Below are 14,252 nucleotides of genomic sequence, written 5' to 3' on the forward strand. Positions count from 1 at the left end.
ATTGTGTTGCTAACCCCTTAGTCAGGCGTTGACCCATAGAAATATTAACCCGAAACTAATGAATTTAAGTAAAAAATCTAGCAAGGTTTTGTCCCAAAGCATGCTGTGCGTTTCTTTAAAACCTGTAAGAAACCTGCAAGCTACACCGATGCTAAAAGGGTGAGTTATGGTGATTAGCGAGACGACCGTCCGACCCACGGATGGGGCGGTCGAGCATCCAAGGAAGGACTTGCTGCGTGTCGTTGAGCAAATACCATGACTCACCCATCAATCAAATCCAGCGTTTAGATGTCCCGAAGTGAGCTACAACGGGTATGATACTTTAAAACTTGGTTGTAGCTCGATTCGGACTGAGTAGTAGCAATTAGTATGAATCTTTATTTTTGGTCATGTTTAATCTAAAACGGTACTCGCAGGGGTAATTGATTGTTTAGTATCAAACTTTATTCCGCTCCTACAATAACGCCATGACTATTTTGATAATTTAAAACCACTGTATGCGATGGGTTTAGCTAAGGTTAAGCTTGGCTGCGCTTGAGTCAGGCTCAACAAGGTTTGGGTTGTCTTTGCCTTACCGCCGCAGCCACAACTTCCTTTAGCACCACAGCATCCGCCCTTGGCTAAATGTTTTAGGGATGCACGCCCCTGTGATGCCTCGGTTAAACGCAAATTCACCTCTTTACTCTGGGCGAGCAGCGTGGCAATCGATAATTGATTATCCCCTCGGCTCACACTGATCCCCGCATCGAGCAGCTTACCTAACATGCGTTCACCAATATGCTGCACCACCACAATGCTGGTGCGTTGGGTGCGAATGGCGTCTAACAAGGCTTTTTTATCTTGGCAATTGCCGCCAAGGGCGGGGTTCGGGATAGAAAGTAAAAGCTGATGATTTTCATCGTAAAAATGGACTTGCTGCGCCTTAGTAAAATGGCTGGCAAGCCGTCCACGGCTAATCGGTAGGGCGATAATCATATTGGGTCCTTATCATTTGGAGTCGGTAATTTCAGTACTAACCCTTGAGTAATGGCAGTCGCCACTTTTTGGCGAGCACTGGCGAGGAGATAACCAAAAGTTTGCCGCGAGATCCCCATTTGCGCGGCAGCCTCAAGCTGACTTAGGCGCTGCACATCACCAAGCTCTAAGGCTTCAAACTCGTCGGCAGCTAAAAGGATCTGGGATAAGTTGGACGCTGGTATGCCATTAGGTTTAAACAGGCTACAGGGCACACAACTCGATAATTGACGGCACTTTTTGGGTCTTGGCATCTATGATTGCACCTCAGGGGCAAATGTTAGAAAGCAATCGAGTATTGATGCTCCCTTTGAATAGTTTTTGGCGTACGCCAAAAACTATTATGGTCATTTACCACTTTTAAACCGAGGCTGTTATCACAATTTACTCACCATGATGATAAGGTTAGGCTCGATAGCTAAGTCGAGTTACACATCGGCCCCCTCACTAATCTCAACCGAATAACCTTCTTCCTGCTTGATAAAATCGACAAAGTTTTTAATGGCAGGCAAGGCATCTTCCCTATGGTGGGAGACATAAAGCAATTGGCTAAGATGGTGCTCGGCAATCATATTCAGCGCCCGCATCACCAAAGTGCGATTAATAAAATCTAATCCTTGATACGGCTCATCTAAAATCAACAATAACGGCTGTTTAATCAAGGCTCTACCAATCAGCAATAGCCGCTGCTGGCCGTAATCCAATTGCTTAAAACCCGTACTGGCAAACTCACTCATATGTAAAATTGCCAGCCATTCCTTCGCCAAATCGACCTGAGGTTTAGTGGGTTTATGGTACAGGCCGATAGAATCGTAAAAAACCGATAACAAGACATCAAGCGCCGAAAAACTCACTCGGTATTGCAAATGCAAGGCCGATGAAACTATGCCAATCCGTTGTTTTATTTGCCAAATACTCTCACCGCTGCCACGGGGCCGGCCAAAGAGAGTGATATCGTTGCTGTAGCATTGGGGATGATCGCCCAAAATCAGCCCGAGTAAGGTACTCTTACCGCAACCATTTGGCCCCCGCACTTGCCAATGTTGGCCCGCATTAATCCGCCAATTCACATCTTTAAAAATCAAGCCGCTAACATATTCCACCTTGCCATTTTTAATCTCGACTAGGGGATCAAAGGCTTCGGCATTGTGGCGTTGGCGTTCCATTAACGCCAACAACTCGGCACTACGGCTGGCAGAAAGTGCATTTAAGTGTGCCATCACAGGGTGACTATGCCATTGCTCAATCGACATAGGTGCACTGAGTTGATGCACATGCTGACCCGATTTGAGCATATCGCTATTAAACAGTGCCACATGGCTAATACAGGGTGGTAACTCTTCTTGGCGGGAGGTGATGATAAGCAACTTAGTATATTCGGCAATTTCAACTAACAGCCGTGATAGGCTGAGTTGATGCTCGCTATCCAACCCAGCGTAGGGGTCATCTAAAATCAATAACTCAGGTTCAGTTGCCAGTGCCCTCGCTAACATCACCCGCCGGGTTTCACCAGTCGATAACTGTCTAAATCCTCTTTGCGCTAAATGTTCGAGTTCCACTTTTTGTAAAAAGGTGCTCAAACGTTCAGTATGCAGACAAGATTCCAGCACTAAGGCCTCGACCGTTGAACCATAGTCGAGTTCATCCTTTGCTAGCTCACGTTCAAGTAATGCCTGTTGTAAACCGAGTGACACCCAACCAATTCGCGACGGTAATCCAGATATTTCGCCTTCATCAGGCTGTATATCACCCGCTAATATTCGCCCAAGGAGTGAGCCGCTATAGCTGTCGGTCGCAAAAATAGCCCAATGTTGCATCGGCATTAACTGCCAATCTTCAACGACTAGCAGCTCATTGCCACGACCGTAGCGCAACCCTTTTACCACAAGCGTTTTATCCCCGTACGTTGCACTATTCCCCATCCCACTTCCTTAGGTATTCAACCCGATTAACATTGACTCGACTGAATGTACTTAAAATTTATCATGATATTGATACTACTGAGTAAATAAGCAGAATGGAATGCCAGTCAGCAATCGCTCAAACACTGATTACCCACAAAAATAAAAAAGCCCACCCGACAAAAACGCACGGATGGGCTTGAGGTTAACCGCTCACTTTAGATGTCGAAGCGATCGGCATTCATGACTTTATTCCACGCTTTAACAAAGTCTTGCACGAATCTGTCTTGGCCATCTTGTGCACCATAGACTTCAGACACGGCGCGCAGTTCAGAGTGAGAGCCAAAGATGAGATCCACAGGGGTTGCTGTCCACTTGAGCTTACCGCTCTTACGGTCTTGTCCTTCGTAAATGCCCTCTTGCTTGGCTGACTTGCTCCACTTAGTCGACATATCGAGTAAGTTAACGAAGAAGTCATTGCTCAGCACTCCAGGCTTATCGGTAAATACACCGTGTTTAACACCAGCACTATTGGCATCCAACGCACGCAAACCACCCACCAGCACCGTCATTTCGGGCACGGTCAGGTTGAGCATATTGGCGCGCTCAATCAGCATCTCCGCGGGAGAAAGACTGTTGTCTTTTGAGTAATAGTTACGGAAACCATCGGCCGCAGGTTCAAGCACCGCAAAAGAGTTCACATCGGTTTGTGCTTGTGTCGCGTCCATTCGCCCTGGGGTAAATGGCACCGAAACCGTCACTCCCGCCTCTTTCGCGGCTTTCTCAACCGCAACGCTACCACCCAGCACAATCACATCCGCTAAGGAGACTTTTTTGCCGCCCTTGAGCGAACCATTAAAGTCTTTTTGGACTTTCTCAAGCTTAGCCAATACTTTAGCTAACTCTTTTGGGTTGTTGGCCTGCCAGTTCATCATAGGCTCTAAACGAATGCGCGCGCCATTTGCCCCGCCACGCATATCGGTATCACGGAAGCTACTGGCCGACGCCCATGCGGTTCTCACCAACTCAGGCACTGTTAACCCAGATGCTAAGATCTTATTGCCTAAGGCTTTAATATCGGCGTTATCGATAAGCGGATGGTCAAGGGCAGGAATAGGATCTTGCCAAATCAGCGTTTCTGCTGGCACATCGGCACCTAAATATCTCGCTTTTGGCCCCATATCGCGGTGAGTTAACTTAAACCATGCCTTGGCGAAGGCTAGTTCAAACTCCTTAGGATTTTTCAGGAAACGCGTGGTGATTTCGCGATAAATAGGATCTTCCTTCAACGCGATATCGCTGGTGAACATAATCGGCGCGTGGCGCTTATCCGGTAAGTGGGCATCGGGTACCAGATTTGCCGCCTTATCATCGGCCGGCGTCCATTGGATATGGCCCGCTGGACTCTTGGTTTGTACCCAGTCAAAGGTATACAACCAGGTTAAATATTCCATGGTCCATTTCGTTGGGTTTGATGACCAAGCCCCCTCCAGACCACTGGTGACAGTGTCTTCTGAATGGCCTTTACCACATTTGTTTTTCCAGCCTAGACCTTGCTCTTCAATGCCTGCTGCTGCCGGATCGGCCCCCACGCATTTTGCGGGATCGTGTGCGCCGTGCGCCTTACCAAAGGTGTGACCACCGGCGATTAAGGCAACGGTTTCTTCGTCATTCATCGCCATACGGCCAAAGGTATCGCGGATTTCCTTTGCCGATGCTAAGGGATCGGGTACCCCGTTCGGGCCTTCTGGGTTAACGTAAATTAAGCCCATTTGGGTCGCGCCCATAGGTTTAGCCAATTCGCCCTTTTCGTTGCGTCTTTTACTATCGAGCCACGCTTTTTCTGAGCCCCAATTGACCATTTCGGCTTCCCAGTCGTCTTCACGACCACCCGCAAAACCAAAGGTTTTAAAGCCCATCGACTCTAATGCCACGTTACCGGTTAGCACCATCAAGTCGCCCCAAGACAGCTTGCTGCCGTATTTTTGCTTGATGGGCCACAACAGACGGCGCGCCTTATCTAAGCTCACGTTATCCGGCCAGCTATTTAAGGGCTCAAAACGTTGTTGGCCACCCGCAGCACCACCGCGGCCATCAAAAATCCGGTATACGCCCGCGCTATGCCACGCCATACGGATAAAGAAAGGCCCGTAGTGACCATAATCGGCGGGCCACCAGTCCTGAGACTCTGTCATCAAGGCTTTGATATCTTTTTTTACCGCATCGAGATCTAAGGTTTTAAAGGCTTCGGCATAGTGATAATCACTGCCATAGGGATTGGATTCAATCGCATTTTGCCGTAATGGGCTTAAGTTTAATTTTTCAGGCCACCAAAATTGATTACCTGTGACTTGCTCTTGCGCTGTGGCAGTTCCCGCCCCCAATGCGAGAGACATAGCCAAAGTTAACGCCGATAGCGTAGGAAGGGTGTTTATTTTCATGATCGTTACCTAGTTTCGTCCTGTTCGGCCCATTGATTTGTATTAACAATGAGCCATCCGCTTGCTGCTTGACGGCATACAGCAATCCTTATCGTTGTGTTACTCCAAGGCAAAATTGTCATATGCCGTTAACACAACCGAGATTGCAGTCTAATGACAGGCTTCTAAGTAATTGAAACGATTAATACCGATGATTGGAATCGCGAAAATAGATTAACGATGGTTAATTTATGAAAGCATTAAGAAAGTTGCCACTTACCGAAATCCATACTGTATTAGTAGTCAACTTATAGGGAATGACTATGGTATAAAATTGTTCATCCAAAAGGTTTAGCTATCTGTGATAGCATAGCGGCCGTTTTCCGTTAACGTCGATAAGGTATTGCAATGAATCCGATTATTGCCATCTTAAAAGAACACAATGTCACCGATGCAAAAATTAACGAGCTTTTTCAATCATTAACCGATAATCCCCTGATGGCGATGGGCATTATTGGCCAGCTCGGTATTCCACCTGAAAAACTGCAACAACTGATGGCTCTGGTAATGCAAAACCCTGCCGTGATTAAAGAAGCGGTACTCGAGCTGGGCTTAGATTTTGCTAAGGTTGAAGCCGCTAAAGCGCAGCTACAAAAGTAATTTATCCCAGCCAATCGGCTTATAAAGGCAAAGCAGTATTGGCTTTGCCTTTTTATTCAAATTGTTATCTCTACCCTTTCACACTGCTACACAAAGATATAAAAACCTTATCGCCCCTCGCGGACAATATTTGCTAGAGTGTTGCAACACGCCATCATAACCAAAAGTGATTGAAAGGAATCAAGATGCGCCCACCTATTCGTCTATTTGCATTACTGTTGCCCGCACTGTTGTTGGGTTGTCAAAAGCAAACTCAAGCGCAACATGCACAAGGTATGGACAAACCCGCCGAGCAAACGAGTTCACAAACAAGCACGGCTCAAGCAAGTACAGCAGAGATTAATCCGCTCAATATGGATAAGCGCGAAAGTCAGCAACAGCAAGCGGCTAAACAAGGTGTTAACAAGCCAAGTATTTCACCTAAAGGAGAAGGTATGATGCTGCAAGGCACTGTAAGATATCTCAATTTAGAAGGGGGTTTTTGGGGAATTATCGCCGACACCGGCCAAAAAATATTGCCTAAAAATCTGCCGCAGGAATACCGCAAAGACGGTATACGCTTAAGTTTCAGCGCCCAGGAAATCACCGGCATGATGACTATTCAGCAGTGGGGCAAACTATCAAACTTGAGTGATATCACTGTCATCGGCCAAGTTGAGAGTCAATCGGCCGATCCGCGGCTATAGCGACATCTCAAGCCTCTTTGCGTATCGCCCATCATTCACCTCAGCATCTATGTGGGTGACATGAAAAGTAAGGTTTACAGCATCAATCAATAATTCCCTTTTAAAACATCACTCACAGGCTTTGCCTTGATCACATAATGGCAATTAAAACCTGATCTCAAGGTAAATTCCATATAAGCTATCGCGCATATTCAAGGTAGGAACAATTCTCATTTCTAAGCATAAAGGTGATTGATGAAACCGTTGCCGCTCAGTCTGTGCGCCCTTGCCGTCGCAAGTGCATTGCCCGTTTGGGCAGAAGAACAAGCTAAACCACTTATTCAAGAAGTGATTGTGGTATCAGGCTCCCGTATGGAACAAAACATTGAGCAGGTGGCAGGATCTATTTTGGTGATAGATGAACAAGCCATCGAACGCAATATGAGCAATGATTTTGGTAGCCTGTTCCGTAACGAATCGGCTGTCGATATCAAGGGCGGCGCGGGCAAACCGACCTCAGTGACCATTCGCGGTATTGGCGGCAACCGAGTCATGATGGTAAAAGACGGCGTGCGGGTAAATAACCAGTATGCTTCGCCGTTAGGCCCAGGTGCAGAAGGCACAGGCCGCGGTTTAACCGAAGTGCAAAGTCTTAAGCAAATTGAAGTAGTTAAAGCCGCTGCATCCACTATGTACGGCTCCGATGCCCTTGGTGGCGTAGTAGTGATGCGCACAAAAGATGCCAGCGACTACCTGCGGGGCGAAGATTATTATGTGTCGATCAATGCGGGCTATTCAGGCATCAATAACGAGTACTCCGGCGGTTTTACCAGCGCCGCGGCCTATAGCGATTTTGAGAATTTGCTCACCTACCAGCACCGCAAAGGCGAAGAGTTACCGAACTACTTTGATACTCAGCCTGAAAGCGATCTGTTACAGGACAGCCTGCTATTCAAGAGCAAATACCGCTTTAATGAGCACACCACAGTGCAGCTCACCCTCGACTATCTAGAGCAAACGCTAGAACGCTGGGAAGATAAGCTCAATCGTGCCCAAGTACCGCAGGAGCGGATTGATACCGATCGCGATACCCAAGTGATCAACGGCGCCCTACAACTGCGCTCCGATAAAGCCACTTATTTACACGATGATTTGACCGTGACCGCCTATTTTGGCCAAACGGAGCAACTCGAACACCGTGATTATTTTGATTTGCGTACCGCAGCGCGCCCACTTACCGAATATCGCGACTATGAATTTAAAGATCAGCGACTGGGTTTAACCAGCACCTTTAGCAAATACATAGGCGCAGAGGGATACGGCCATCAGCTCACCTACGGTATGGACTATGAATGGTCCAAAATGATGCGCCATCGCAACAACAATATCGCCAGCAGCGGCGGTGATTGGCAAACCGAAACCCCCTTTACCTTTGCCGATACCGATAGCAACCGTTTAGGGCTATTTCTGCAGGACGATATCACCCTGTTAAATGGTGATTTAAACCTGATTGGCGGCCTACGTTATGACTATTTCCGTAACAGCCCCGACCAACAACAAGCGATGGAAGCAGGTAAAGATCCGGCCGACTTTGCGGTAATGAGCGACACCTTTTGGTCACCCAAAGTGGGCCTCGTTTATAAACTTACCGACACAGTTAGCGCCTACGCTCAATATGCCTATGGCTATAAAATGCCTACGCCCGATCAAAAATGGGGTGAGTTAGAGGTCGATGGCGGCTCGATGACCGATGTGATCATTCAAGCCAACTATGACTTAAAGTCTGAGCAATCCCACACCTGGGAACTGGGTATCCGTGGCAATCATGCAGATACTCAATATGAGCTCACCACCTTCTACACCCACGCGGTCGACTTTATTGACTGGCAATATGTCAGCTTTAAACCGCCAGTGTTTGGTCCGGTGATGCAGCCCATGGAGTTCAAATACCAGTACTTCAACCGCGATCAAGTGACCCTCTATGGCGCAGAGGCCCAAGCCAACCATTGGCTGACAGATACCATAGAGCTATGGGGCAATATCGCTTATACCCATGGAACCGATGAAAACGGTCAATACCTTAACAGCGTTAGCCCGCTAAAAGGTAACCTAGGGGTGAATTGGTATAGCAATATTGGTGGAATGGAAACCGATATTGGCGCAGTAGTACGCTGGGCCGATAAGATGGACCGCACCCACGATATCAACCTGACCATCGATGATATTTGCGTGATGGGCCAATGTATTCCTAAAGAAAGCTTTAACGAAGTCTACAACACCGCCGGTTACGCCGTGTTTGACTTAACCATGGGCCTGCACGTGACCGACAATCTGCATCTGCGTGCTGGGGTGTATAACCTGTTTGATAAGGAATATGTTGACTACGCCGATGTGGCTGGCCAATCCGTGTTCTTACTCAATAGCACCATGAACTTGCAAAAGGATGATTTCACCCAACCTGGGCGTTATTTCAACCTGAGTGTGAATTATCAGTTTTAATTCAAGCTGTTGTACTTTCTAAGCGATTCCCCGGTGTTTACCGGGGAATGTTTAGCAATCTCTCTGAGCCATACACTCGATCAAAATCGCGGCTTCATCCCCTGATGTGTAATCAAGCGCTCGCAACAACAATGATTCACTGGATGCTTTTATCGCGTATGCAAGATTGCGGTGTTATCGAGCTGGCCATTGGCATCAACCCGTACCAGTACTGAATGGTCTTTGGATAATTTAACAAACTTTATCTGTTCTGCTTCAGGCTGTTGCCAGTTAAGGATAAAGAGCGAAGCATTTTCATCCTGCTCAAAGCCGCGCTCGGTATTCAACTCCCCAAATGTTACCAAGCCATCAACAGTCATACGATATTGGTTGCCTTGACCAATAATTTCCAGCGTGACGGGCTTAGTATTAATGACACCACGGTATACCACGCCATCAAATTTATCGTAGGCGGTATTATCCGCGCTGCGCTCACACTGACCTGAGTGTTGTTCAGAGCCGCTAACAGGCTGACAGTGATTAGCTTCGCTCACCTCCGCTTGCTGGGCATATCCCCATGCTGGCAATAACACCAGCATGCCAATAAGAGATGCTAATTTTCTGCGATTTATCAATGCCATTCCTATCAACGCCATTTCCAGCCGTGTCGTCGCTATAAGCCGATGGCCTTGATGCTAACCGCTTAACTTACTCTTGTCAGCAAGCAAACGGCTAGCCGCACTAATTTGCACTGAGATTGGGGATCTCTTGCTGACTATAAAACAGCGCCACATCCTGTAATTGCTCGGCAGTCAACGCACTGACCTGTGATTGCATTAACGGATCGAGGCGTAAGCCCGCTTTGAAATCGACTAACTGCTTATTAAGGTAAGCCGGTTTTTGCCCCCTTAAATTGGGGAATTGCTTGGCCATGGCGATCATCGCCAGCCCATGGCATGACTCACATTGAGCCGTGGCCAGCACCTTACCCCGCTCGATATCGGCTTGATAACCTTCGGCATAAACCGCTGTGGATAAGCCGCACAGGACAAGCAAACTGACGATAAACGTTTTCATTGAGATCCCTTAGCGGCAGGTTTAGCTGGCGGTGGTAACTGGCTTGCGTCAAGGGGCAAACGCCTAAAGAGGGTCATATCCATTTCAGCCTGACCATAATAGGTACTGAGGTAGCTCAACGTCGGCTCCCACGTATCCGACAAATCCCATAAGCCTTGGGTATCCACCATCCACTGCAAGGTTTCTTTCCAAAAGGCTTTATCACCGCGATTCTGAGTAACAATCATACTGGTGTGGCAGGCATTGCATTGATAATTAACCAACTCCCAACCGGGCGCCATAATAAGGCCCGATTGAGGGTCCACGGGATACTCGGTGGCAAACGACGCCCCAGTGAAAAGCAGCCCACACATGATCAGCTTATTGACATGCGCTCTCATCACACCACCCTGACGGCAATACGGTGGCAACCATTAAACATATATCCCTTTGGGTTCCATTGTGGCTGTACAACCGGTTGGCTATCACCTTCGCTATCGGTCGCTTTGGCCCAGATTTCGTAATAGCCCTGTGTTGGCAGCTGCAACTCAATGCTCCATTGCTGCCATGCGGTGGCGTTTTTCGGTTTTTGTAGCTCCGCGACAAACCAACGGGTGCCATAATCGTAACTCACTTCCACCTTCACCACTTCGCGCACGCCCGCCCACGCATGGCCCGCAACCGTCAGTTTTTGCCCTTGAGCCAGTTCAGTGCCAGATTGTGGTTGAGTAATCAAAGACTTCACGATCATTTCTTCAATTATTCGATAGTCTTTTTCAGCAACCGTCTCGCCCGGTGCAATCGGATATTTAGGCACTTGATACGCTGGCGCTTCCATTTTATGCCCATCGTGGACTTTATTACGCACACTGATCCCCGTTGCCGCTTTTTGCGAAACCGAGCCTGGCCGGCCACCAAATACGATACGTAGGGGATAACCATGCAGGTAAGGAATATCCTCACCATTCATCGACCATGCGATTAGCCCAAGCTCTTCGAGCGCTGCTTTGATAGGAACACCGCGGGAAATGGCCTCACCTTTTCCGCTCAAATGCACATCAGCCCCGTGGTGGCCGGTGTAAACCGCATCGGCTTTAACACCACAATCCTTCAGTACATCGCTCACCAACACCCCTGTCCACTCGGAACAAAATACCGCCGAGTTATTCCACTGATTGCCCTTAGTGCTCGGGAAAAAGCCCGCGCGACTATTACCGCCACATTCAATCAATAGCTGTAAGGTATGATGTTTAAAGCGGCGTTTTAACTCATCAATGGTGTAGGTTTTAGGGGTGATGACCGACTCGCCATCCACTGTAAAAGTCCAGGTTTTAGCATCCAGCGTCTTAAAATCAGGCACTATGCCATTCCAGCGGATAAACGAAACATCGGCAGGCGTCACCGCAGGCGCAAGCATATGCTCTGGCGGATACGCATTCAGCGGATTAGTGTTTAATACTTTGAAATAACTCGGTAAGTCCTCAGCCTTAGTCCAGGTTAATGCCGAAATATCCAAAGCACTCACCCCAGCAGGAAGCTTATCGGCAAATACCCACTTAACCGGCAGCGCGGATAACACCGACGTCGCTACCGCACCTTTTATAAATACTCGACGATTAAGATCCATGTTATTTGTCCTTTCCGAGGTAAAAGTATTCCGCCATCTGCTGCATATCCGCCTCACTCAACAACTGAGCGACTTTAGTCATAGTGGGGTCTTGACGCGTGCCAGCCTTAAAGGCTCGAAGCTGCTTCAACAGATAATCCGAGTTTTGCCATCCGATATTCGGAATATGTTCAAAACGGCTCATGCCAGACTCGCCATGGCAGGCCTTGCACATATTCAATAATTTATTGCTCTCATCGGCGTGGGTGACCGCCGGCAACAAAAGCATCAGCACACCCGCCGAATAAATCACTCGCAGCAACATCCGTTATTCTCTTCAGTTAGTGTTCATCACGACGACTGTCATTGAACGCAGCCATTCAGATAACATTAAGTTACATCAATGCTTATCGCAGTTTACATTCAATACAATTGAGTCAAAAGCTCAAGAGAAGTGACTTGCATTAGCAAGTAGTAAAATGGCAAGCCATTGATTAGAAAAGGGAGATGTTTTTTGGCCTTATGGCCAAAGGGAGTTAAGGTGAATTATCCAAACTTCGTTTGGATCAACGTCGTGGGGTTTCATCCCACACCCGACCAAGCTTAACCGAGGTTAAGCCAATGCTTCTATATTTGTTAGCCAAGCATTAAACAAAGGACATTTCTCTCGCATGGTTTCTAGGCCCACTTCTAAAGCAGCCAAAGTTCCTAAAAGTGGTTTTTCATAGCCGAAAATAAGCCTTTCGATGCGCTTACTTGGTGCTGTTTGCGGACTGTTGTTGATATGTTCTGGTGAGTCGAAGCTGTTTGCGATCTGAGTAAAGGCCGCTTCAAGTTCTATTCTATCCATCCCTTGAGCCATCTTTATAGGATCGCTAAAGAGCAGTGCTTCAAACTCATACATCTGCACGTAAGGAATAAACCGACGCATAGCGTTCGCACCGATTTTCTCAGCCAGTTTTTCTGTGAATGCGTTTTGTAGTGTCTGAGCCTTAATGGCGACAGGTGCATTGGCATTGACTGCATTCTTCCCAGGGAAGCTCTCTGGTAACCCGTAGAAATCAAAGAAGGTGGTGCAATAGCACTGTTGATCTGCCTGCAAACGCTTTTCGATATCAGGAGCAAGCCGTTCAAACTTGAAGTTTCCTCCTTTATGGCCTGGGCGACCGATAAGCCCTGGCATCAAGTAAATGCCTTTACGGGCGAATGGCTCCACCAGTAACTCTTTCACAAAGGCTTCTTCTGTTTGTCCTTCACATATTACATGCACTATGGTCATTTTGATGGTCTTCCACCAATGATGTTTTTCTCCCATAGCTCGCCAACCGAATAGTCATCTAGCCATGTACGGAATTTATCAGCGTCTAAGCGTTTAAATGTCGATGCACCTTCTTCACGCTCTACAACAATCAGATCATCCAATTCAAATTCATTTAGTAGTGGAACGGATTGTGTAGATACGATCACCTGCATCCGTTTTGACGCACTGCGTAACAATGCTCCTAATAGCGTTATCGCATAAGGGTGTAAGCCTAGTTCAGGCTCATCGATGATGATGGTCGAAGGTGGATTAGGTTGTAATAAAGCGGTGACCAAACAAATAAAACGGATAGAGCCATCGGAAAGCTGACTAGGCCAAAGAGGGTAGTCACTATCGACTTGTTTCCATAGTAAGCGTATTTGTTCTTCACCAGAAGCAAGCGGAATAGGTTTGAGCACAAAGTCATCAAAGAATGGTACTGCTAAGCGAACTGTTTTACAGATCTGAGCGTATACTTCAGGGTTTTCACGGTGCAACTTAAACAAGTACGCAGCTAAGTTGCCTGCATCTGAACGTAGATACTCGTTATCGTGAATTGCCCCAAGGCGCTTAACTGCTGCTGTGTCGCTCGTATCATGGAAATGGAAAACCTTCCAGGCAGAAATCGCTGAATAACAGAAAGAGGCCACTTTTGATGACGTGCCTGATTGCATCTCTTTCTTTAAGTTAGATTCCTTGTGCCCTGCTCCTAATCTGGGCTCAGTAACTCCAAAAAATGGGCCGTCGAAATATAGCTTCTCACTCGAAAAAGTGAAATTATCGTCCATGGTAGGCTCTAAATCTGCCGAATAGCCATTCACCCCAAAACGTATAGTGGTATGAAGTTTCTGAGTCTCTTTGACGCCATATGACAATACACGATCAGCACCGCCTTGTTTGCTCGTCCAAACTTGCAAACGACCTTCAACTAACTCATGCAACATTCTAAAGTAACTGACAAAGTTACTTTTACCGACGCCATTTGCACCGATAAGGACGTTTAAGTTGTTGAGCGGTAGCTTATCCAGCGAACGGATAGACTTAAACCCCTGGATGGTTAACCTGTCTATCTTACTCATTGGCTTCCTCTTTTCTGATTACGACGTATAGTTGATTGAATGGCTTGTTGATTTAGTAGAACTAAGCGCATTG

14 protein-coding genes are annotated in these 14,252 nt (G+C 47.2%); 3 read left to right on the forward strand and 11 right to left on the reverse strand.

Translation table 11 applies throughout. The features are described 5' to 3' along the window. Positions 1-471: 471 nt before the first annotated feature. The 4 genes from HG547_RS17530 to katG form a co-directional block, all read right to left on the reverse strand. Positions 472-975, reverse strand: coding sequence for a NifB/NifX family molybdenum-iron cluster-binding protein (locus HG547_RS17530; RefSeq protein ID WP_169548565.1), 504 nt, complete (start codon positions 973-975; stop codon positions 472-474). After that, positions 972-1,268, reverse strand: coding sequence for a DUF134 domain-containing protein (locus HG547_RS17535; RefSeq protein ID WP_169548567.1), 297 nt, complete (start codon positions 1,266-1,268; stop codon positions 972-974). Before HG547_RS17535 ends, HG547_RS17530 begins: the two co-directional genes overlap by 4 nt. Before the next feature lie 174 nt (positions 1,269-1,442). After that, positions 1,443-2,936 carry an ATP-binding cassette domain-containing protein gene (locus tag HG547_RS17540; RefSeq protein WP_169548569.1) on the reverse strand — a complete coding sequence of 498 codons (1,494 nt, stop codon included), beginning with the start codon at positions 2,934-2,936 and terminating at the stop codon, positions 1,443-1,445. Between the two features lie 197 nt (positions 2,937-3,133). Beyond that, the gene (gene katG, locus HG547_RS17545) at positions 3,134-5,356 is read right to left on the reverse strand and encodes a catalase/peroxidase HPI (RefSeq protein ID WP_169548571.1); all 2,223 of its coding nucleotides are present in this window, start codon (positions 5,354-5,356) and stop codon (positions 3,134-3,136) included. 387 nt (positions 5,357-5,743) lie between these two features. Here katG and HG547_RS17550 point away from each other — a divergent pair, with 387 nt between their 5' ends. The 3 genes from HG547_RS17550 to HG547_RS17560 all read left to right on the forward strand — a co-directional run bounded on the left by HG547_RS17550 (position 5,744) and on the right by HG547_RS17560 (position 9,159). Further along, positions 5,744-5,995 carry a DUF2999 family protein gene (locus tag HG547_RS17550; protein WP_169548573.1) on the forward strand — a complete coding sequence of 84 codons (252 nt, stop codon included), beginning with the start codon at positions 5,744-5,746 and terminating at the stop codon, positions 5,993-5,995. A 185-nt stretch (positions 5,996-6,180) separates the two neighbouring features. Next, positions 6,181-6,681 carry a hypothetical protein gene (locus HG547_RS17555; protein WP_169548575.1) on the forward strand — a complete coding sequence of 167 codons (501 nt, stop codon included), beginning with the start codon at positions 6,181-6,183 and terminating at the stop codon, positions 6,679-6,681. Positions 6,682-6,915: 234 nt separating this feature from the next. After that, positions 6,916-9,159, forward strand: coding sequence for a TonB-dependent hemoglobin/transferrin/lactoferrin family receptor (locus HG547_RS17560; protein WP_169548577.1), 2,244 nt, complete (start codon positions 6,916-6,918; stop codon positions 9,157-9,159). 149 nt (positions 9,160-9,308) lie between these two features. On the opposite strand, the gene HG547_RS17565 is transcribed toward HG547_RS17560, so the two are convergent. From HG547_RS17565 to HG547_RS17595, 7 genes are all read right to left on the reverse strand, one after another. After that, entirely contained in the window at positions 9,309-9,779 is a 471-nt protein-coding gene (locus HG547_RS17565) for a hypothetical protein (protein ID WP_248278763.1), read from the reverse strand. A gap of 100 nt (positions 9,780-9,879) precedes the next feature. Next, a complete protein-coding gene (locus HG547_RS17570) occupies positions 9,880-10,215 on the reverse strand; it encodes a c-type cytochrome (RefSeq protein WP_169548579.1) in 336 nt (111 codons plus the stop codon). Then, complete coding sequence (locus HG547_RS17575) at positions 10,212-10,595, reverse strand: cytochrome c (RefSeq protein ID WP_037414220.1); 384 nt, start codon at positions 10,593-10,595, stop codon at positions 10,212-10,214. Before HG547_RS17575 ends, HG547_RS17570 begins: the two co-directional genes overlap by 4 nt. Then, positions 10,595-11,821 carry a sulfite oxidase gene (locus HG547_RS17580; protein ID WP_037429995.1) on the reverse strand — a complete coding sequence of 409 codons (1,227 nt, stop codon included), beginning with the start codon at positions 11,819-11,821 and terminating at the stop codon, positions 10,595-10,597. The genes HG547_RS17575 and HG547_RS17580 overlap by 1 nt, the downstream gene beginning before the upstream one ends. A 1-nt stretch (position 11,822) precedes the next feature. Continuing rightward, on the reverse strand, positions 11,823-12,125 hold the full coding sequence (locus HG547_RS17585) for a cytochrome c (RefSeq protein WP_037429997.1): 303 nt from the start codon (positions 12,123-12,125) through the stop codon (positions 11,823-11,825). A gap of 288 nt (positions 12,126-12,413) precedes the next feature. After that, positions 12,414-13,115 carry a DUF4276 family protein gene (locus tag HG547_RS17590; protein WP_248278764.1) on the reverse strand — a complete coding sequence of 234 codons (702 nt, stop codon included), beginning with the start codon at positions 13,113-13,115 and terminating at the stop codon, positions 12,414-12,416. Further along, positions 13,076-14,179 carry an AAA family ATPase gene (locus HG547_RS17595; protein WP_169548580.1) on the reverse strand — a complete coding sequence of 368 codons (1,104 nt, stop codon included), beginning with the start codon at positions 14,177-14,179 and terminating at the stop codon, positions 13,076-13,078. Before HG547_RS17595 ends, HG547_RS17590 begins: the two co-directional genes overlap by 40 nt. Positions 14,180-14,252: the final 73 nt, after the last annotated feature.

Origin of the sequence: Shewanella sp. DNRA4 (genome assembly GCF_012843185.1) — a bacterium.
In the GTDB taxonomy this organism is placed as follows: domain Bacteria; phylum Pseudomonadota; class Gammaproteobacteria; order Enterobacterales; family Shewanellaceae; genus Shewanella; species Shewanella xiamenensis.

Coding starts and splice junctions, on each gene's coding strand:
- HG547_RS17570 (WP_169548579.1), bottom strand. CDS start 10,215: ATGAAAACGTTTATCGTCAGTTTGCTTGTCCTGTGCGGCTTATCCACA.
- HG547_RS17535 (WP_169548567.1), bottom strand. CDS start 1,268: ATGCCAAGACCCAAAAAGTGCCGTCAATTATCGAGTTGTGTGCCCTGT.
- HG547_RS17565 (WP_248278763.1), bottom strand. CDS start 9,779: ATGGCATTGATAAATCGCAGAAAATTAGCATCTCTTATTGGCATGCTG.
- HG547_RS17590 (WP_248278764.1), bottom strand. CDS start 13,115: ATGGGAGAAAAACATCATTGGTGGAAGACCATCAAAATGACCATAGTG.
- HG547_RS17585 (WP_037429997.1), bottom strand. CDS start 12,125: ATGTTGCTGCGAGTGATTTATTCGGCGGGTGTGCTGATGCTTTTGTTG.
- HG547_RS17595 (WP_169548580.1), bottom strand. CDS start 14,179: ATGAGTAAGATAGACAGGTTAACCATCCAGGGGTTTAAGTCTATCCGT.
- katG (WP_169548571.1), bottom strand. CDS start 5,356: ATGAAAATAAACACCCTTCCTACGCTATCGGCGTTAACTTTGGCTATG.
- HG547_RS17580 (WP_037429995.1), bottom strand. CDS start 11,821: ATGGATCTTAATCGTCGAGTATTTATAAAAGGTGCGGTAGCGACGTCG.
- HG547_RS17550 (WP_169548573.1), top strand. CDS start 5,744: ATGAATCCGATTATTGCCATCTTAAAAGAACACAATGTCACCGATGCA.
- HG547_RS17530 (WP_169548565.1), bottom strand. CDS start 975: ATGATTATCGCCCTACCGATTAGCCGTGGACGGCTTGCCAGCCATTTT.
- HG547_RS17560 (WP_169548577.1), top strand. CDS start 6,916: ATGAAACCGTTGCCGCTCAGTCTGTGCGCCCTTGCCGTCGCAAGTGCA.
- HG547_RS17555 (WP_169548575.1), top strand. CDS start 6,181: ATGCGCCCACCTATTCGTCTATTTGCATTACTGTTGCCCGCACTGTTG.
- HG547_RS17575 (WP_037414220.1), bottom strand. CDS start 10,595: ATGAGAGCGCATGTCAATAAGCTGATCATGTGTGGGCTGCTTTTCACT.
- HG547_RS17540 (WP_169548569.1), bottom strand. CDS start 2,936: ATGGGGAATAGTGCAACGTACGGGGATAAAACGCTTGTGGTAAAAGGG.